This window comes from Clostridium sp. C8-1-8, from assembly GCF_009928445.1.
Classification (GTDB): domain Bacteria; phylum Bacillota; class Clostridia; order Clostridiales; family Clostridiaceae; genus Clostridium_AR.
Window position 1 is genome coordinate 1 of the sequence record NZ_JAABNO010000027.1, and the last position, 18,570, is coordinate 18,570.

General features: G+C 32.4%; 21 protein-coding genes. 18 read left to right on the top strand and 3 right to left on the bottom strand.

Features of this window, described 5'->3' with window-relative positions:
* From GXK57_RS20785 to GXK57_RS20860, 16 genes are all read left to right on the top strand, one after another.
* A partial coding sequence (locus GXK57_RS20785) for a hypothetical protein (protein ID WP_347709105.1) occupies positions 1-232 on the top strand: 232 nt, incomplete at its 5' end.
* 11 nt (positions 233-243) lie between these two features.
* Positions 244-546: a hypothetical protein gene (locus tag GXK57_RS20790; protein WP_160679946.1), complete on the top strand. Its 303-nt coding sequence runs from the start codon at positions 244-246 to the stop codon at positions 544-546.
* A 515-nt stretch (positions 547-1,061) separates the two neighbouring features.
* A complete protein-coding gene (locus tag GXK57_RS20795; protein WP_160679947.1) occupies positions 1,062-1,172 on the top strand; it encodes a hypothetical protein in 111 nt (36 codons plus the stop codon).
* Positions 1,135-2,589, top strand: coding sequence for an Ig-like domain-containing protein (locus GXK57_RS20800; RefSeq protein ID WP_160679948.1), 1,455 nt, complete (start codon positions 1,135-1,137; stop codon positions 2,587-2,589). Before GXK57_RS20795 ends, GXK57_RS20800 begins: the two co-directional genes overlap by 38 nt.
* A 14-nt stretch (positions 2,590-2,603) precedes the next feature.
* Positions 2,604-2,972, top strand: a complete 369-nt coding sequence (locus GXK57_RS20805; RefSeq protein WP_160679949.1) for a resolvase — start codon at positions 2,604-2,606, stop codon at positions 2,970-2,972.
* Positions 2,973-3,480: 508 nt separating this feature from the next.
* Entirely contained in the window at positions 3,481-4,143 is a 663-nt protein-coding gene (locus GXK57_RS20810) for a reverse transcriptase domain-containing protein (RefSeq protein WP_243156482.1), read from the top strand.
* Positions 4,144-4,152: 9 nt separating this feature from the next.
* Positions 4,153-4,455, top strand: coding sequence for a DUF2380 domain-containing protein (locus tag GXK57_RS20815; RefSeq protein WP_160679950.1), 303 nt, complete (start codon positions 4,153-4,155; stop codon positions 4,453-4,455).
* A gap of 12 nt (positions 4,456-4,467) precedes the next feature.
* Positions 4,468-5,055: a hypothetical protein gene (locus tag GXK57_RS20820; RefSeq protein ID WP_160679951.1), complete on the top strand. Its 588-nt coding sequence runs from the start codon at positions 4,468-4,470 to the stop codon at positions 5,053-5,055.
* Positions 5,056-5,436: 381 nt separating this feature from the next.
* Positions 5,437-5,763 (top strand): hypothetical protein, encoded by a 327-nt coding sequence (locus GXK57_RS20825; RefSeq protein ID WP_160679952.1) that lies wholly within the window; start codon positions 5,437-5,439, stop codon positions 5,761-5,763.
* Positions 5,764-5,913: 150 nt separating this feature from the next.
* Entirely contained in the window at positions 5,914-6,540 is a 627-nt protein-coding gene (locus tag GXK57_RS20830; RefSeq protein ID WP_160679953.1) for a DUF5104 domain-containing protein, read from the top strand.
* A gap of 341 nt (positions 6,541-6,881) precedes the next feature.
* Positions 6,882-7,199 (top strand): hypothetical protein, encoded by a 318-nt coding sequence (locus GXK57_RS20835; protein WP_160679954.1) that lies wholly within the window; start codon positions 6,882-6,884, stop codon positions 7,197-7,199.
* 420 nt (positions 7,200-7,619) lie between these two features.
* Positions 7,620-8,318 (top strand): ABC transporter ATP-binding protein, encoded by a 699-nt coding sequence (locus GXK57_RS20840; protein ID WP_160679955.1) that lies wholly within the window; start codon positions 7,620-7,622, stop codon positions 8,316-8,318.
* Entirely contained in the window at positions 8,308-9,630 is a 1,323-nt protein-coding gene (locus GXK57_RS20845) for an FtsX-like permease family protein (protein WP_160679956.1), read from the top strand. The genes GXK57_RS20840 and GXK57_RS20845 overlap by 11 nt, the downstream gene beginning before the upstream one ends.
* A 10-nt stretch (positions 9,631-9,640) precedes the next feature.
* The gene (locus tag GXK57_RS20850) at positions 9,641-10,951 is read left to right on the top strand and encodes an ABC transporter permease (protein ID WP_160679957.1); all 1,311 of its coding nucleotides are present in this window, start codon (positions 9,641-9,643) and stop codon (positions 10,949-10,951) included.
* A gap of 426 nt (positions 10,952-11,377) precedes the next feature.
* Positions 11,378-12,094, top strand: a complete 717-nt coding sequence (locus tag GXK57_RS20855; protein WP_160679958.1) for a response regulator transcription factor — start codon at positions 11,378-11,380, stop codon at positions 12,092-12,094.
* Positions 12,095-13,540, top strand: coding sequence for a HAMP domain-containing sensor histidine kinase (locus GXK57_RS20860; protein WP_160679959.1), 1,446 nt, complete (start codon positions 12,095-12,097; stop codon positions 13,538-13,540).
* Positions 13,541-13,599: 59 nt separating this feature from the next.
* On the opposite strand, the gene fba is transcribed toward GXK57_RS20860, so the two are convergent.
* From fba to GXK57_RS20875, 3 genes are all read right to left on the bottom strand, one after another.
* Complete coding sequence (gene fba / locus GXK57_RS20865) at positions 13,600-14,466, bottom strand: class II fructose-1,6-bisphosphate aldolase (RefSeq protein ID WP_160679960.1); 867 nt, start codon at positions 14,464-14,466, stop codon at positions 13,600-13,602.
* A 150-nt stretch (positions 14,467-14,616) separates the two neighbouring features.
* The gene (locus GXK57_RS20870) at positions 14,617-14,997 is read right to left on the bottom strand and encodes a DUF4363 family protein (protein ID WP_160679961.1); all 381 of its coding nucleotides are present in this window, start codon (positions 14,995-14,997) and stop codon (positions 14,617-14,619) included.
* Positions 14,994-15,695 carry a DUF421 domain-containing protein gene (locus GXK57_RS20875; RefSeq protein WP_160679962.1) on the bottom strand — a complete coding sequence of 234 codons (702 nt, stop codon included), beginning with the start codon at positions 15,693-15,695 and terminating at the stop codon, positions 14,994-14,996. Before GXK57_RS20875 ends, GXK57_RS20870 begins: the two co-directional genes overlap by 4 nt.
* A 229-nt stretch (positions 15,696-15,924) precedes the next feature.
* Between GXK57_RS20875 and GXK57_RS20880 the strand changes: the two genes are divergently transcribed.
* Together GXK57_RS20880 and sdaAB are read left to right on the top strand one after the other, a co-directional pair.
* The gene (locus GXK57_RS20880; RefSeq protein ID WP_160679963.1) at positions 15,925-17,577 is read left to right on the top strand and encodes a nucleoside kinase; all 1,653 of its coding nucleotides are present in this window, start codon (positions 15,925-15,927) and stop codon (positions 17,575-17,577) included.
* A 226-nt stretch (positions 17,578-17,803) separates the two neighbouring features.
* The gene (gene sdaAB, locus GXK57_RS20885; protein WP_160679964.1) at positions 17,804-18,478 is read left to right on the top strand and encodes an L-serine ammonia-lyase, iron-sulfur-dependent subunit beta; all 675 of its coding nucleotides are present in this window, start codon (positions 17,804-17,806) and stop codon (positions 18,476-18,478) included.
* Positions 18,479-18,570 lie beyond the last annotated feature (92 nt).

Genomic DNA, 18,570 nt, shown 5'->3' on the forward strand with positions numbered 1-18,570 from the left:
AAGATTTTGGGGAGATCCATTGATTAATCTTTACAAGCTTATCATACCAGGGGGTGCCATAAGATTAATTTCTTGCGAGACTGGTGCTGATGATGCTATTGCAGCCAAATACTTAGCCCAAAATCTAGGTGTAGAAGTAATGGCTCCATCAGATATTGTATATGTATATGAAGATGGTGCAATGAAAATTGGAATTAACAACACTGGTACATGGAATATATTTAAGGCATAGGGAGGAATAGCATGATTATTATAGGACAAACATGTGAGTTGGATAAAGATAGTAAGTATCCATCAATAAAAGATTTGCTTAATAAGCCAATTGAGGAAAAGGAGAAAGTTATAAAGTATATGAAAAAGTGCAAGGTTGTAGCAGTTGCTCCAGCAATAGTTAGAGATATACTGAATCCTAACAATAAAATTGATGAACTTTGCTTGATGAGTGATGGTAAATATGAATGGCGTTCTGATATAATATACTATCTAGAAAAGTATGATATGGAGTTACCAGAAGAGTTCATTCAACATGTATTAAACCAAGTATAAGTGGAAGCTGAAAACATTGATATACTTATTTTTGACTGCAAAATTGGGAAATATCTTTCTGAAAAACTTAAAATCGGCACATGATAAAGTTAAATCCATTAGTGTCCTTACTTCTCAGTAGTCTTGCAGTAAGTAGCCCTACTACAAAATCTTAATAATGCAGTGTGCCGTAACTAAAAGAAAAGCTAAATATATATTATTGCAATGATAAGAGTCAATGTTTCTAATGAAGAAGCATTGGCTCTTTTCCATGCAGAGAAATTGAAAGGAGTAAAGATGATGTGTAAAATGATTGAAGATTTCAAGATGAACCTAATTGAGTATGGTAAGAGTCTTAAGACAATAGAAAGCTATGTTGGTGACATGAAGGAAATCGTTGTAGAAAGTTAAGGATAGGTAAAAATAGCTTATGGTTCAGAGAAACAAGTGGAGGTATACGCTGATAATGAAGTTGATCTCAGAAGGTAACAAATGCTTTCCTAAATATATTGAAAAATAAAAAGGTTACTGATACAATGACTGGGCCAGTAAGATATAAGGCTCATGTGGAAAGTATAGGCTGGCAGAATTATGTATCAGAAGGGCAAATTGCTGGAACAACAGGACAAGGTCTTAGAGTTGAATAATAGAGGTGGATTGCCACAAGGAGCTAGAATAAAGTATCAGGTACATGTTCAAGACATAGGCTGGATGGACTATGTATATGATGGAGCAGATGCAGGTACCATGGGACGTAGCTTAAGAATAGAAGCTATGAGAATGCAGCTGGAAAATGCACCAGCAGGCTACCATATACAATATCAAGTACATGTGCAGGATAAGGGATGGATGGATACTGTAAGTGATGGACAGTTGGCAGGAACTACTGGTGAAAGTAAGAGAATAGAAGCTTTCAAAATCAATTTAGTACAAGATTTAATTCCAAGAATGAACATTGATGCACCAACTGAAGGACAAAACCTAAACAGTAGTTTAAGGGTATATAGATGGTCTTTACACAAAGGTGGGGTAAGTCAAGTTAAAGTATATGTAGATGGAAACTTTATAAGTAATGCAAATATTGGTTGCTCAAGACCAGATGTTAAGAATGCATATCCTAGCTATCCAAATGCAGATAAGAGTGGCTTTGAATACGATATAGAAGTAGCAGAATTATCAAATGGAGACCATACAGTTACTGTAACAACTACAGGAAATGACGGAAGCTATGCTCAACAGACTATGGGCTTTAATGTGAATGTAAGCAATAGCGGAAGTGTAGTAACATTATTATCATTAACAGAAAGCTTCTTTGACGGAATAAAGGATGCAGTTTCTGATAATTTACAAGGAATATCTCAGATTATTATGCATCCAATAAAATCAGTGGAAATGGCAGCTTTTTTATTAGTTGCAGTATCGGTTGATGGTTCTCCATATAATCAAATGTTACGGGAGATTATAGATAAGGAACTTGATGAAATAGTTAAAAATTTCAAAAATGGAGATGGAAATCTTAAGGCAAGATATTTGGGGCGTGCATTTGGTGAAGTTATGCTATTATTAGCTTTGGATAAAGCAGTAGAGAAGGCATTTGAATTAATCAAACCATTATTAAAAGCATCTAAACTCTCGGATGTTTTAGAAATGTTTGGCATAGTTAAGGGCAAAAAAGTTGAAGCTGAAAAAGTGGGTGGCCTTATTGAGGAGGCGGCAGAAGCTAGTACCATTATTAATAAAACACGAACTCAAGAGCTTTTGAGTAAAATGCCAGAGTTGATTGGGAATACTAGGGAGAAGTTATTGCAGGTGATACAGAATGGGAATTTAAAAAATGTTGCCAATGAACTATATAGACCAGGTGCTACTATAGGTGATGGTGGAACGGCAGCAGCATTGGCTGATGAATTTACCAAAGGTACTTCCACACATTTGCAAAAAGCACAGGAAAGAGTGATTCAATTGAAGAAGATTATAAATAGTAATGAATTGGGGCTAAATGATTTAGATATTGCAGAAAGTTTTCAAGAAGATTTAGAAGATGCAATAAAACTATTTAGATAGGTAGGGCGTAATAGATGAGCAAAGAATCAGAAAAATTTTTTAGAATGATGTTAGATTTTTTACCGGAAAGAGAGGATGACTATAGAAAATCTATAGAGGAGTATGGTGCATTATTAGAAACTGTTGTAATTGAAGATATTTTTATGCCAGATATTATACATTTAATAAAAGAAAATAAAAAAACCAAGTTATTAAAGAATATATTTGACTACTTTGAAAATGTATCTAATTGTGAAGATGAGCATTTAATAAGTATTTTTTCAATCACTGTTATAGAAATATTAGGGAATGATAAACAAGTTCTAAAGATTGCTAAAGAGTATATGGGGAAAAAAACTACACAACTTCAAATTGAGGCTGATAGAAGTTTAGGTAGAAAATAAGGAGAGTTTACTGCATAATATTAATAATGCAGTAAGAGAAGCACTAAATGAACTAGCTGAATTTAAGTAGGCTGGTTCATTATTTGTGTGCCCAGCATGGGGAACAACTTGGCGGTGAAAGTCCGCTGTGGGCTTGGTAGTGGAAACCACTAGCTAATGGCAAGGTTGTCCATCATGAGGTGGAATCTTAAGGAAGCCTAAGGCAAAGTCTCCGTCTGAGGGATACGAACTACATATAAGGCTTACTAGAAACGGACGAGTTTGCAAAACAAAACGAAGTCCTACACTATCCCAATTCCTAGGAGTAAATGTAGCAGATATATGAGATGAAGGTTGTTGTTATTACCTTGGGAGGTCTGATAGGTACATAGTTTACAAAGATAGATTTCTAGGGCGATAACCTATATAGCGATATGTAACTGAACTATCAGAAGTCAGCAGAAGTCATAGTAACTCCGATAATAGCGATAGCGGATGAAGGACTGAACTTTAAGGAGGTTTTTCAAGTTTGAAAGTTTCGAAGAATGCTCAAAGATTGCAGAAAACTAAATATTTAGGCTCTAGTGCCAAAGATAGAGTGGAACTCGAAGATAAGAAAAGAGTGCATAGAGAATTCTCGGCAACTCCAAAGGAGAAAATTAGTGGATTTGAATATTGCTCAATAGAAAGGATATTATCCAAGGATAATATGAACTTGGCCCTTAAAAGAGTAATATCTAATAAAGGTAGCCACGGCGTGGACGGAATGGCAGTTTATGAACTTAAACAATTTCTGAAAACAAACTGGATATCTATTAGAGAGAATATTCTTAATGGTGAGTATAGACTAATGCCAGTTAGAAGAGTAGAAATACCAAAACCTAATGGTGGAACTAGACTCTTAGGTATACCTACAGTTTTGGATAGACTTATCCAACAAGCTATTGCTCAAGAATTAAATATTATCTATGATAGAAGATTTTCTGAAAGTAGCTTTGGCTTCTGTCCTCAAAGAGGAGCTAAAGATGAAATCAAGAAAGCAGAGCAGTATATCAATGATGGCTATAGGTGGGTTGTTGATATGGACTTAGAGAAATTCTTTGATAAGGTCAACCATGATATCTTAATGCATAAATTATCAAGAAGCATTAAGGATAAGAGAGTATTATTACTAATAAGGAAATACCTTTAGTCAGGAATAATGATAGATTCAACAGGGGAAATTCATCATGGGTTGCCAGAAGAATTTAAAGATTGGTTTGCAACAAAAGGGCTGGATGTAAATAGTCCTGAGTATTTCTTTGACTTACCAGAGGATATACATAGGCTTAAAATAGGAGATGGTATACACACTAATAACTCACCACTGGGGAAAACATGGAACACTGTTTGGGCAAAATATATTCGTGATAATGGAGGAGCAACGTCTGAGCAAATACTTGAAAAATTAAAAGAAATGGCAAATACCTGTGATATAACCAAATACAGGGCTGTTAAAAAGTAGGGAGGGTATATAATGGAGTTTTATATTATGACAGAGTTATTTAGTAATTATGCAACAGCAATTGTACAGGAAAGTCCTAAAAAAGTAGTCGAATGTGAAAAATGTAAAAGTATAGATGTAATATTACTTGATAAATTAAGGGTATGTATGAAGGGTAAAAAGGTAGCAGATTACTACTGGGTTCCAAGTACTAATATAATTAGTGGTAGATTACAGGAACTTTTAAAGTATGAAAATGTGAAAGGTTATGAACTTAAGGAACTAATAGTAGAGGATTGGGTAGATAGTAATTATAGAAGTATTGAAATTGACTATAGTGATTTAAGGGAGATAGTTATTACAAGCAAGTGTGGATATCTAAGGCAAATAGATGGTAGGATAGTAGATAAATGTGAAAAGTGTGGTAACAAGATTTACGAAAAACGTAAAGAGGTGGAAGGCTTAAGTGTAGATTTAGAAAAATGGGATGGATCAGACATGTTTTGCTATGATAATTGGAAGGGGGTTATAATTGTAACTGAACGACTAAAGAAATTAATAGAAAAAGGGAAGTATAAGAATATACAATTTATAAATATTAAAGATTTTAGGTTTTCTTGATATTAAATAGTTTATAGGCATAAATTATCATATATTTTCCTCGGTACCAATGGGAAGTATTAAAAAACAGGAATTGCATTAAAGAATTAGTTTCATATGATATAAACAATAGGGCTAGTTGGAACAACATAAAGTTATATCCAATAATATTAATAAACTAGTTAAAAGATTAAATTAATCAGCTGAAATATAAGTAGGCTGGTTAATTATCTTTTTATAGCTAAATAAATACATTCTATTGCAAGAACAATTGACTCTAAAACCATTGGAAATAGTGAAATCGCTGAATATTTTGATAGAGAATTCATTCAGATAAGCTAAGTGCATTTAATTATTTTGATTAAGGAGATAATTCATAAATACTAAGATGAGGGTAAACAAATGTTGTTATTAGAAGCTGAAGTGTATTTTGATTTACATGTAGATAATTCACAGGCGTTAACGGAAGATTTAGATACAAAATATATAATTAGACCATCAATAAATTTTGGTAATGATATATTATTATCAGGAAATATTATCGGAAACTATAATGTAACGAAATTTATTAGAGGTCAGTATCATAAAGTAATTATTGAAATGCCAGCAGTGGATAGTGATGTATATAATGAAATAAGTGGGTTAATTAAAATTAGGAACAGTTATTTAATACAAATAGCCTCTAGAGTTATAGGAAAAGCAAAAATATTAGATTTGATATTTGAATAATTTACTAACGAGCGCAGGTAAATGGTCTGGTAATTTTGGATATGCTGAGTCAAACATTACTGGGTTAAGTAGAAATATTTTTTTGCACATAGATTATTTAAAAGAACAATATTAAAAATCAACTATAGCAGACCAGGAAAAGGAGTAGTTATGAGCATTAAGAGAATACTATCAATTACAATAATATTTGTAATGTCATTAGTGATATCATCTTGTAGCATTTATAAAATTTCTAAAAATCCTGTAGCTAATAGATTTTCTAGAGATGATGGTAAAATTGCGGATAACAGTTTTCAAAAGATAGTAGAAGCAATAGATAAGAAAGATAAAGAAGGGCTGAAAAAAATGTTCTCTGCACAGGCATTGAAAGAAACAAAAGATATTAATGATGGAATTGATTATTTAATGGAGTTTTATAAAGGCAAGATTGTGTCTAATGAAAGAGCGTTAGAGGTTTCAGAGTCAACTAATCATGGAGTAGATACAAGTGAACTGAAATGTTTTTATACTGTCACAACAGATGTTGACAAATATATTGTGTTCTTTATTGACAGAATAGTTGATGATAAAAATCCTGATAATGTAGGGCTTTATATGGTACAAATAATAAAGTTGTCAGATAGAGATAAAGAGTTTGACTGGGGAAGCAACACAAGGTGTGCAGGTATTTATCGCCCTTCAGATGCAAAAAAGATAAAATTGTTAACTAAAGGCGGTCGTCTATCGATGACCGTCTTTCTCTACTATATAGACCAGCATGAAAATTTTTCTAGCTAAACCTAGTAATTTCATGAGCTTATAATAGCTATTTAATGTAAGCAGTAAAAAAGAAATTAGCAATAATTTAAGGGTTAGAGGATGGTCAATAAATCCATCAGGAGTAAAATCAGTACAAATACTCATAGATGGAAACTTTAAGAACTATGCAGTAACAGAACTATCAAGACCAGATGTTAAGAATGCATATCCTAGCGGATAGCGGAGAATTAAAATTCGAATGATTGGATGGTCTTTTAAACAATTTACAAATATTTTAAATATTAAAAGGGATATACCAATCTTAAAATGTAATTGCTTAGTTTGTTTTACTAAATCTAAATAGAATAGGGGAGATTAAAATGATTATATGGAAGGGATATGGTATATTAACATTTGTGTTTCTAATTCTAAGTTTTACTGTGGTTGAATTAGTTGCAGGAAAAGAGTTTTATGGAGCTCATAGTTGGGTGAGTCTTTTTGCTTATCTGCTTGCAGGTTTGTTATGTTTCTTTGTTGGAAGAGCCTTAAATAGAGGAAGTGGTAAAGTATATATAGATAAGGAAACTGGTCAAGAAATTATAGCTAGAAGGACGCATTCATTTTTCTTTGTTAATATGGAGTATTGGGGATTTATATTACCTATATTAGGAATTGTCCTACAGTTCACAAATAAATAAGGGATTAAACAATAAATTGTTTAGGCTAATGCTTGTATAAAATAGCATTGGCTTTTTTTATTATTTAGGAATGGCAATGCAATTCAAAGTTCTTACAAAAGTATGATGAAAAAGCTTGCGTTTTATTAGAAAATTATATTTCAGATAAAGCTTCTAATAAATATGATTGGATGATTCAAAGACATATATAGGATTAAGAATAAAAATGAAAAAATATATCTCCTGTCAGATTTTAAGGTAATCTTAAGATTCAATTAATAGCTACTTAAGTAAAAGTGGTTAGAATTATAAATAGACTAAACGTCGTTCATAAAAAACAATAATGCTAAACAATTAGGCATAAGTTTTTTATATAATTTATTGTTCCATTAATAATTTATGGATATACAAATAATCATTGAAAGGTTTGGGAGGATTAAAATGATTGAAATAAAAGAATTGTCAAAGGTATATAGAATGGGAAAAGAAAAGGTTGTAGCTTTAAATAAGGTTTCTTTTAATATCGAGGATGGCGAGTTTGTAGCTATAGTAGGGCCTTCTGGTTCTGGTAAATCCACATTGATGCATCTTGTGGGAGGATTGGACAGTCCTACTAAAGGAAGTATAACTGTTGATGGAAAGGATATTTCGAAGCTTAAAGACAAGGATATGGCTAAGTATAGAAATGAAAAAATAGGCTTTGTATTTCAAGCTTTTAATCTTGAGAATACACAAACAGCTTTAGAGAATGTTATGATGCCTTTAATATTTTCAGGGGTCAGCAAGAAGGAAAGAAAGGAAAGGGCTCTTAAAGCTCTAGAACTTGTGGGGCTAAAGGATAAGGTAAAGCATAAACCTACTGAGATGTCTGGTGGACAAAGACAAAGAGTATCTATTGCTAGAGCTATTGTTAATAAGCCTCAGATAATATTTGCAGATGAGCCTACAGGTAATCTTGACTCAAAAACCGGTGAAAATATAATGAACTTGTTTCAGGAGCTTAATGGTAAGGGATATACAATAATAATGGTTACTCACAATCCTATTGAGGCTCAAAAGGCAAAGAGAATGGTTAAAATAATGGATGGAGTTATAATCGATGATGTGGTCAATGAAAGGGGAGTAGAAAATGCGATTTAGAGACAATGTTGGCATGGCCCTTCATGATCTTAAAAGAAGAAAAGGAAGAACTTTTCTTACTTCTTTAGGTATAGCAATAGGTACTATGCTGGTTTTAATAATGGCAGGACTTGGATTTACTTTGAAAAACTTTATAGTGGATTCAATGAATGGAGAGCTGAGTTCAAAGGTTGTTACGGTGAGTCCTATAAAGAAAGATGCACCAGAGCTAGAGGATATGTCAGATTATGAAGATTGGAATGAGAAAAACTTTAAAAAGATAGATAGTAATATGATAAATAAACTTGCATCAATGAATGGAGTAAAGGAACTAAAGGCTTCTATTACTGCCGGTGCAGAAAAGATTAAAGTAAATGATAGCGTGAAAGAAGGATTCTTTAGCATACAAGGATATGATTTAAAACATTCAATATTCTTTGAAGATGAGCTTAGCAGTAAAAAGAAAGCTTTAAAAAATGATAATCTGAAGATTATGCTAAGTGGAAATATATTAGATAAAGATTCAAAAGGTGAGGCTATTATAAGTGAGAACATGGTTTCAGCATTGGGATTTAGCAAGGCTGAAGATGCTGTTGGCAAAGAAATATCTATAGTATTGGATAAGGCAAATAATATAACTATTAAGCCAGTTGAAAAAAAGCTGAAGATAGTTGGAGTTGTTGATAAGAATTTATTATCTGGGGACAGCATAATAACTTCATCAAAAGATGCAGCAGAGATCCTTGGGGTTACACAGTTTGTAAATGATTATGAGAGCGAAAAAGGTTTTAACTCTTTAGTGCTTTCTGCAGATAAGATCGATAATGTTGAAAAGGTAAAGAATGCAGTACTGTCTGAAGGCTATCAAGCTGTATCTAATCAAGATATGATTAAGGACATAACAAAAGCCTTCAACAATATAAGTTTAGTACTATCTATATTAGGTATAATTGTTTTATTTGTTGCTGGCTTAGGTATAGTTAATACCATGGTTATGTCTATTTATGAGAGAACTAGAAGTATTGGAGTAATGAAGTCAGTAGGAGCAAATAACTCAAGCATTAGAAGTATATTCTTAGTTCAATCAGGAACCATTGGCTTCATAGGTGGTATAACTGGAATAATTATTAGCGTAGGTATATTTAAGATAATACAGCTGGGATTGATAGCTTATTTGAAAGCTTCAAAAATAGATATTACCTTTAATTTTAGTATACCATTATGGCTTATAGGCTCTACTTTAGCATTTTCTATTGCTATAGCAGTTTTAGCAGGTTTATATCCAGCTATGAGAGCTTCGAAGATGGATCCTATAGAAGCACTAAATGGTTAGGAGGAGAAAAATGAAAATATCAGATGGATTATCAATGGCAGTTAGTGATATAAGAAAACGAAAAGTAAGGACCGTTCTAACCGTAGTGGCCCTGTCTGTTGGAAGCTTTTTGATGGTGTCTATGATGGGAGTAGGAGACTCTATATCGAAAGGTGCTACTAAATTATTCTCAAGCTTTGGAGATACGAAACAAATAAGTGTTATGCCCCTAAAGTATGATAAGAGTTCATCTCCAGTATCAGTGTCAGTGAATACAGGAAGCAGTAGTACAAGTACTACCACTTCTGATAAGAAGGAAGATAAGACGAAAAAAATAGATAAAGATACTGTAACTAAGATGTCTAAGATAGATGGAGTCAATGAACTTTATGCAGTTGTAGATTCTAAGTTAACTGGTGTTGAGTTAGAGGGCAATAGTGATGTTAAGAAGAAAAGTGTAAATATAATTGGTTTTTCTTTTGATTTTAATTATAAGACTGATAATAATATAACTTATGGAAATGAACTCTCAGGCAAAAATGATGAGGTTTTAGTAGGAGAAAAGTATCTAGATAGACTTGGCATAAAGGATTATAAATCAGTTATAGGAAAAAAGATAAGTATGAAGGTAGAGTTTCCAAAGGTAAATGGAGCTGAGGTTAAGAAGCCTTTCTCTATTGATGGGAAAATAGTTGGTGTAGTTAAGGGAAAGAGTGGTTTTGGAACCAATATATTAACTTCTGAGGACATAGTAAGTAAGGTACAAGGTTACTATGAAGAAAAGGATAATTACCTTGCAGATAAAGGGTATTCTCAGGTTGGCATAGTTGCTAAAAGTGATGATAAAGTAAAAGCAATTACAGATAAAATAAGAAAAGATATGGGATATAGCGCATCTAATATGGTGGAGATGCTAGATATTATAGGTTCCTTCACTAAAGGGATAAAAAGCATTCTAACTGTTGCAGGTATAATTGTTCTTCTAGTTGCAAGTTTAGGTCTTATAAATACAATGACTATGACCATTCAAGAAAAGAAAAAGTCCATAGGAGTTATGAAGGCTGTAGGCGCATCAAAGAAACAGATTAGTTTCGTGTTTATGTTTCAATCCTTGGTGCTTGGAGTTCTAGGAGGACTACTAGGATGCTTAACTTCTTCCCTAGCTATTTATGGGATAAACTTATATATGAAATCAACTTCAAGTACCTTGAACTTAGCACTAAACTTAAATAACTTATTAGTGGCTTTAGGGATATCTGCATTAGTAGCATTTTTTGCAGGTATAGTTCCAGCTATTAGAGCTTCAAAACTTAACGTGGTAGAAATATTAAGTTATGAGTAGCCAATATTAAGTACATTGTGATGTTAAAACATTTAAGTTTTTAACTATGTTTAATAATATTTTTGAAATTAAGTGGTTACGAAGGATATGGTATATGAGCGTGCTATTACAATGAAAGCATCTCATGACTGACCACTTAATTTCAACAGGTTTCTTTGACAGAGGCAAATTTTAAAATTTTGCTTGTACCTCGAACAACATTAAATTATAATATTTCTTATAACTAGAAAATAATGTATAGTAATAAGTTTATATTATGCCTAATTTAAAATCGCTATTTTTATGGCGATTTTAAGTTATGTGAAAAATAAGGTTATGGAAGTTATAGCTGTTAAGTTTATTAAAACTTCAATTAGTAAGTTTATCTATTGAAAGCAGCTTTGGTACTAGCATATAACCTATACAAATTTAAGGTTGGAGGTAATTATGGCAAAAAACATACTAATTGCTGATGACGAAATTGAGATAGTTGAATTAGTTGAACTTTATCTTGAAAAAGAAGGGTATAACATAATAAAGTGTTTCAATGGAATAGACGCATGGAATATATTATGTGAAAAGAGTATAGATTTAGCTATATTTGATATAATGATGCCTGGCATTGACGGATATCAGCTTATAAAGAAAGCTAGAGAAAAACTCAATGTTCCTATAATTTTAATATCTGCTAAAAATGATTTTAGCGATAAGATACTTGGATTAGGTCTTGGAGCAGATGATTATGTATCTAAGCCATTCAATCCACTAGAGCTTATAGCCAGGGTTCAGGCTCAATTGAGACGTTATTATCTTTTAATGGGCGGAGCCAATAATAAGACTAAGGAAGCTCAGAAGATAGTTCATGGTGATATAGAACTAGATGAAGAAAGCTGTGAAGCTTTTAAAGCTGGAAGACTTCTTGATCTTACATCAACTGAATATAAGATATTAAGCCTTTTTATGAAAAATGTAGATAAGGTATTTACTAAAAAACAGATTTTTGAAACAGTTTGGGAAGAAGTATATTATGGTGATGATAATACCATAATGGTTCACATAAGTAATCTTAGAGACAAGATTGAAGATAATCCTAAAAAACCAGAATATTTGAGGACGGTGAGAGGATTAGGATATAAGTTTACTGGAAAGTCAAAGGTGGACTAGATGAAAGTATTAAAGAAAAGAAGAAAACCTAAAAGTATATATATAAAGATAATGTTAGGCTATTTCATATTTGGTGTGGTAACTATCGTGTTACTATTTCTTATGATAATAGCTCTAGCATTTTTTACTTTATTTTCGGCTAAAAGGCATAACGATAATGACTTTCCTAAGTCTACTGCAAAAGCAATTGTGTGCAGTGACTATAAAAATATAGACTCTACTTATATAGAGAAGTTTGGCGGATGGGTTGAAATACTTAAAGACAATAAGGTTATATATGTAAAAGGTCAGAAAAAAGATGATATAAAGGAGTATACAGAAGAACAACTTGTGAATGATTTGTCTACAGATTTGAAAGCAAGCTTTGACTTTAATAGAACTTCTTACTCAGCAGCGACGTTTAAAGGAAATGATGGACTTAGTTATATATGTCTTGTAAAGTTTCCACCTAAAAATATTGGGTTATCGCTAAGTGGACAGATGACGGGATCCCCACTTGAAAGGGATATACAGTTATTTATGCTTTCTATATTTAGCGGAGCAGGAGTTGTACTACTACTTATAATGTTTGTACTTAGTAAGCTAATAGCTAAGCAGATAAGTAATCCTATAAAGCATATAATAAAGGGAATACAGACCATAAGTACTGGAGATTATAATTATAAGATTAGGTGTAAAGCAGATAGTGAACTTGCTATGATTAGAGATGCACTAAATGATATGTCACAGAGGATACGGGAAGCAGAAGAACAAAAAAAATGGGCAGAAGAAAGTAAAAGGATGATTATTGCGGATATTTCCCATGATCTGAAGACACCAATAACTTCAATTCAAGGTTATGCAAGAGCTTTAAATGATGGGCTAGTTGTAGAGGAAGAAAAGAAGAAGAAGTACTTAAATTACATATACGAAAAGTCCAATAGAATGAATTATCTCATTGATGAATTATTTACATTTTCCAAGATGGACACTCCATCCTATAAGTTAAATATGGTAGAAGGTGACTTGGCTAACTTTTTTAGAGAGACAATAATAGGCTTTATACCAGATATAGAGAAATGTAATTTCCAATATGAAGTAGATATAAAAGAAGAATATATAAGGTTTACCTTTGACAGAGATGAATTATATAGAGCAATTTCCAATATAATAATAAATGCTCTAAAGTATAATCCTCCGGGAACTACATTGACATTTTTTCTAGACAAAAATGATGAAGAAATATTAATCTCAATTAAAGATAATGGAATTGGCATATCTGAAAAGGTTAGAAATACTATTTTTAATGAGTTTACAAGAGGTGATACTGCTAGAAAGTCTGATGGTGGCAGTGGACTTGGTATGGCTATAACAAAGAAGGTAATAGAACTTCATGAAGGAGCTATTGGAATAGAAAGTGAGCTAGGTAAAGGAACAAAATTCATTATCAAGTTTCCTAAAAAGTAATTTTTAATAAGTACAAAAAACGCTAAAGCAAACTTGCTTTAGCGTTTTCTATATAAATATTAAGCTTGGTTAACTGATCCGAAAAGTACCATCTTTTCTTTAACTGTAGCTTTTATAGCTTCAAATCCTGGTCCTAAAAGTTTACGTGGGTCAAATCCCTTTCCTTCTAGGTCTTTACCAGATTCTATATACTTACGAGTAGCTTCAGCAAATGATAATTGACATTCAGTATTAACATTTATTTTAGCAACTCCTAGAGATATAGCTTTTTTGATCATTTCTTCAGGAATACCTGTACCACCGTGTAGAACTAGTGGAACGTCTCCAGTTATATCATTGATTTGGCTTAATGCATCGAAAGCTAAGCCCTTCCAGTTAGCTGGGTATTTTCCATGGATATTACCGATACCAGCAGCAAGCATTGTTACTCCTAGATCTGATATTTGCTTACATTCCTTTGGATCAGCAATTTCACCTGCTCCAACAACTCCGTCTTCTTCTCCACCAATTGAACCAACTTCTGCTTCTAATGAAAGTCCTCTTTCACCAGTTACTTTTACTAATTCAGTTGTTTTTGCTATATTTTCAGCTATTGGATAGTGAGATCCATCAAACATTATTGATGAGAATCCAGCTTCCATAGCTTTGTAAGATCCTTCGTAGCTACCGTGGTCTAAGTGTAATGCTACTGGAACAGTTATCTTTAAATCTTCTAATAATCCATTAACCATTCCTACAACAGTCTTATATCCGCCCATGTACTTTCCAGCACCTTCAGATACACCAAGAATTACTGGTGAATTATTTTCTTGAGCAGTTAATAGTATAGCCTTAGTCCATTCTAAGTTGTTGATGTTGAATTGACCAACAGCATACTTTCCATCTCTAGCTTTATTTAACATTTCTTTAGCACTTACTAATGACATGTTCATACCACCTTTCGTTTAATAAAAATCATATGGTAAGGGACTTTTTAGGTCCCAGTGGGACTTATCCCTTATGTACATTATATACTATTATTATTATATTTTCTACCAGTATTATTATATTTTCTCACAAAAAATAATAAAATAATTCTAGAATATGTTTTCTAGCTTTGGAGTTTGAAGAGCCTTTATAGCTTTAGTAGAATATTTTATTAGATGTATGCTTGAAAGTGCTTCTGATTTATTCTCATATTTAGTGTATTGAGAGAGCTTTAAAGATTCATTTACAAGTATATCCGCATCTTGATGGTTTATGTAAACCGAGAGAGGTTCAAAACTTTTTTCTATATACTCCTTAAGATCTACCGAAAGCTTATAGGATTCATCCCATTTATCATTCTTGATTGAATCTTCTATCTTAACACATTTTATACTTACGTCATCGCAAATCTTTATCAAGTCACTATGAGAATAAATTATGAAACCTAGTAAGCATAGAAAAATTAATATGGATGTAATAGTATTTTTCATAGGTCATCATCTCCAAAATCAATTGAATCATCTCTCTTTTGGAGAAAGAACTCTCCAGTTGAATCAACCATAGCTATATATACATCTTTCATGTTGGTTACACCATTATTGTCTAGCATGTTTTTTAGCCAGGTATCATCTTTCTTTAATTTAAGCAGAGCCTTTTGATTTATTTTGCCGTTCACAATGATAACTACTGGAAGTTTATCTTCATCTTCTTTTATTTTTAAATCACCTTTGGTTGCTGGAGAAAAAAACTTTTTAGGAATTACAGAAACTTGACCATTATTTTCCAAAATGGCGTATTGAATATCTGCTATATTGAAATATCCGCTTAGTCTCAGTTCTTCCATAAGATCATCTATATTTATCCTTTGACTTATAAGTGATTGGAAGTTTACTTGACCCTCCTTAATTAATACACAAGGAGTTCCATCTATAACCCTTCTTGCAAGCTTACTCTTTAGCTGTATTTCTGATAAAACAGTTTTTAACATTAACAATGTTATTATTGGAATAACGCCCAAAAGTAATGGAAGTCTAGTGTCTTGCATTGGAAGTGCAGCTAGATCTGATATCATCATAGTTATAACAAATTCGTAAGGCTGAAGCTCACCTATCTGCCTCTTTCCCATAAGTCTCATAACAAGAACAACTACAGAGTAAAGTATTACCGTCCTTATAAGTACAATCAACAACTGAATCACCTCTCCAATGTTATAATTTCTTTTACTAATTTAAATTATTCAAATATTAGGATTTTTTTAAAATCAAAGATGTATAATAATGTTAGGAGAAGTAGAAAGTTAAAAGCTTTCAACGGTATTCTTAAAGTTAACATAAACTAAAATGCATTTAACAACAGCATTTTTGAGTATTTATAAAAGTTTGGTGTGAAAATAAAATAATACTAGGAGTGAATACAAGATGGTATTGAGACTTGAGCTAGATGAAAAGATTATAGAAGTGGAAAAAGGAACAAAGTTTTATGATTTAGTTAAGATATATCGTCCTAATAATATAGTACCAATAACTTTGTGTAAACTTAACAATAAATATTATGAATTAAGATGTCCTATAGAAGAGAATGGAAGATTAGAGTTTATAGCAGCTGATGATCGCATAGGCAATAGGGCATATGTTAGGGCTCTTCAATTCGTATTTATAAAGGCTAGTCTAGATTTGTTTCCAGAAGCCAAAATAACAATTGAACATTCTTTAAGCAAGGGGATTTATGGAGAAGTTCATATGGAAAAGGCTTTAGATGCTGAAGATATAATCTTAATAAAAAAGAAGATGAAAGAACTTATTGATAGGGATATACCTATCAATACTATCAAGATGCCAAAGGATGAAGCTATAAGAATATTCTCTTCCTATGGAATGATGGATAAAGTAAAACTACTTGAAAATATATGTAATAGCCAAGTAAGGCTGTATGAGTTAGATGGAAGATATGATTATTTCTATGGAAAGTTAGGCTACTCTACTGGCATACTAAAATACTTTGATGTTCTATATCATGAACCTGGTTTTTTACTTAGATTTCCTGAGGAAGGAAAGGGCGTAGAAATCCCTGTTTTTGAACCTCAAGAGAAGCTGGAAAAGATCTTTCAAGAGACTGAGCAGTGGCTAAATATATTAGATATTGCTGATGTAGGATCATTAAATAACAAGGTTATAAGAAAAGAATTTGATGAAATCATAAGGGTTTCAGAGGCTTTGCATGAAAAGAAGATTGCATATATAGCAGATATGATTAGGGATAGGAATGAAGTAAAGATAGTTCTTATAGCTGGACCATCTTCTTCAGGAAAGACAACTTTTGCTAAAAGATTAGGAATACAGCTTAGAGTCAATGGCCTAATTCCAATTCCTATTTCACTTGATGATTATTTTATAGATAGGGATAAAACTCCTTTAGATGAAGAGGGAAAACCGGATTTTGAATCTATTTATGCTCTGGATTTAGAGCTTTTCAACAAACAGTTAAACCTTCTTTTAGGTGGAGAGACAGTTAAAGTGCCTACCTATAATTTCAAGACTGGTAAGAGAGAGCTAGAAGGAGAAGCTATGAAGCTCCCACAAAACGGTGTGTTGATAGTGGAGGGGATACATGGACTTAATGATATACTAACTTCAACCATACCGGATCATAACAAGTTTAAAATTTATATAAGTGCCTTGACACAACTCAACGTCGACAATCATAATAGAATTGCAACCTCTGATGTAAGAAAGATAAGAAGAATTGTAAGAGATTATTTATCTAGAGGTTATGGAGGAGAAGAAACTTTAAAGATGTGGACTTCTATAAAGCGAGGAGAAGAAAAGAATATATTTGTATATCAGGAGCAGGCTGATGTAATGTTTAATTCAACATTGGTATACGAACTTTCTGTGCTAAAGAAGTGTGCTATAGAAGAGCTTTCAAAGATACATCAAGATAGTGAAGTATATAATGAGGCGGAAAGACTAATAGACTTTCTAAAGTTATTTCAAGGTATAGACAACGATATGGTTCCTGAAAACTCCATTCTAAGAGAATTTATAGGAGGTAGTTGTTTCTATAAGTATTAAGATGATAATAATGGGCTAAACCCGCATTATTACTATAAATTCTTAAGAATTTAAGAATTTTTAAATTTAAAAATATATAAAATTATACTTTTATAAAGTTTAATTTATTTTAATAGTCCTATCATAGAGCATTTCCTTGATAATTGCTTAATGTTATAAAATAGAACTGGTTCATATGCAAATGAATAGATTAATAATATGATAACTGTAAGATGGAGCGTGGCAAATGAAAAAATATGGAGCTTTTGATATAATTGGACCTATTATGATTGGTCCGTCTAGTTCTCATACTGCTGGAGCAGCAAGGTTGGGAAAGGTGGCTGCAGCCATTGCTGGAGACAGCATTAAGGAAGTTACTTTTTTGCTTCATGGTTCTTTTAGTAAAACCTACAAAGGGCATGGTACTGATAGAGCTTTAGTTGCAGGCATACTAGGTATGGAACCAAGTGACGTAAGACTTAGGGAATCCATAGATATAGCAAGAGAAAAAGGAATAAAGATAGATTTCAAGGAAAAATATCTAGGCGATGTTCACCCAAATACAGTTAAGTTTGTAATAAAAGACAATCAGGATAATATATCCGAAATAACTGGATCCTCTATAGGTGGAGGAAGTATAGTTATAACAGAGGTGAACGGCCAAGAGGTTAACTTTACAGGTGAGTATCCTACTGTAATAATATCTCACAGGGATGTACCAGGAGCGGTGTCAAAGGTTTCAGCAATACTTTATAACAACAACGTTAATATAGCTTTTATGAGTGTGTTTAGAACTAAAAAAGGAAAAACTGCTACTATGATTTTTGAAGTAGACAGCCTTTTAAATGAAGTTGTCATTAATGAGATTAAAAAAGTAGAAGCTGTAGATAGAGTTATAAAGATAAACCCAGTTAGGGCTTAAAATTAAGTCTATGTAAAATTACCGTGTTGAAATTAAGTGGTTAGTCATCCGATGCTTAGATGAGCTTGTGCTAATTGCTCGCTCATATAGCA

Coding starts and splice junctions, on each gene's coding strand:
- GXK57_RS20790 (WP_160679946.1), top strand. CDS start 244: ATGATTATTATAGGACAAACATGTGAGTTGGATAAAGATAGTAAGTAT.
- GXK57_RS20795 (WP_160679947.1), top strand. CDS start 1,062: ATGACTGGGCCAGTAAGATATAAGGCTCATGTGGAAAGTATAGGCTGG.
- GXK57_RS20805 (WP_160679949.1), top strand. CDS start 2,604: ATGAGCAAAGAATCAGAAAAATTTTTTAGAATGATGTTAGATTTTTTA.
- GXK57_RS20815 (WP_160679950.1), top strand. CDS start 4,153: ATGATAGATTCAACAGGGGAAATTCATCATGGGTTGCCAGAAGAATTT.
- GXK57_RS20820 (WP_160679951.1), top strand. CDS start 4,468: ATGGAGTTTTATATTATGACAGAGTTATTTAGTAATTATGCAACAGCA.
- GXK57_RS20825 (WP_160679952.1), top strand. CDS start 5,437: ATGTTGTTATTAGAAGCTGAAGTGTATTTTGATTTACATGTAGATAAT.
- GXK57_RS20830 (WP_160679953.1), top strand. CDS start 5,914: ATGAGCATTAAGAGAATACTATCAATTACAATAATATTTGTAATGTCA.
- GXK57_RS20835 (WP_160679954.1), top strand. CDS start 6,882: ATGATTATATGGAAGGGATATGGTATATTAACATTTGTGTTTCTAATT.
- GXK57_RS20840 (WP_160679955.1), top strand. CDS start 7,620: ATGATTGAAATAAAAGAATTGTCAAAGGTATATAGAATGGGAAAAGAA.
- GXK57_RS20845 (WP_160679956.1), top strand. CDS start 8,308: ATGCGATTTAGAGACAATGTTGGCATGGCCCTTCATGATCTTAAAAGA.
- GXK57_RS20850 (WP_160679957.1), top strand. CDS start 9,641: ATGAAAATATCAGATGGATTATCAATGGCAGTTAGTGATATAAGAAAA.
- GXK57_RS20855 (WP_160679958.1), top strand. CDS start 11,378: ATGGCAAAAAACATACTAATTGCTGATGACGAAATTGAGATAGTTGAA.
- GXK57_RS20860 (WP_160679959.1), top strand. CDS start 12,095: ATGAAAGTATTAAAGAAAAGAAGAAAACCTAAAAGTATATATATAAAG.
- fba (WP_160679960.1), bottom strand. CDS start 14,466: ATGTCATTAGTAAGTGCTAAAGAAATGTTAAATAAAGCTAGAGATGGA.
- GXK57_RS20870 (WP_160679961.1), bottom strand. CDS start 14,997: ATGAAAAATACTATTACATCCATATTAATTTTTCTATGCTTACTAGGT.
- GXK57_RS20880 (WP_160679963.1), top strand. CDS start 15,925: ATGGTATTGAGACTTGAGCTAGATGAAAAGATTATAGAAGTGGAAAAA.
- sdaAB (WP_160679964.1), top strand. CDS start 17,804: ATGAAAAAATATGGAGCTTTTGATATAATTGGACCTATTATGATTGGT.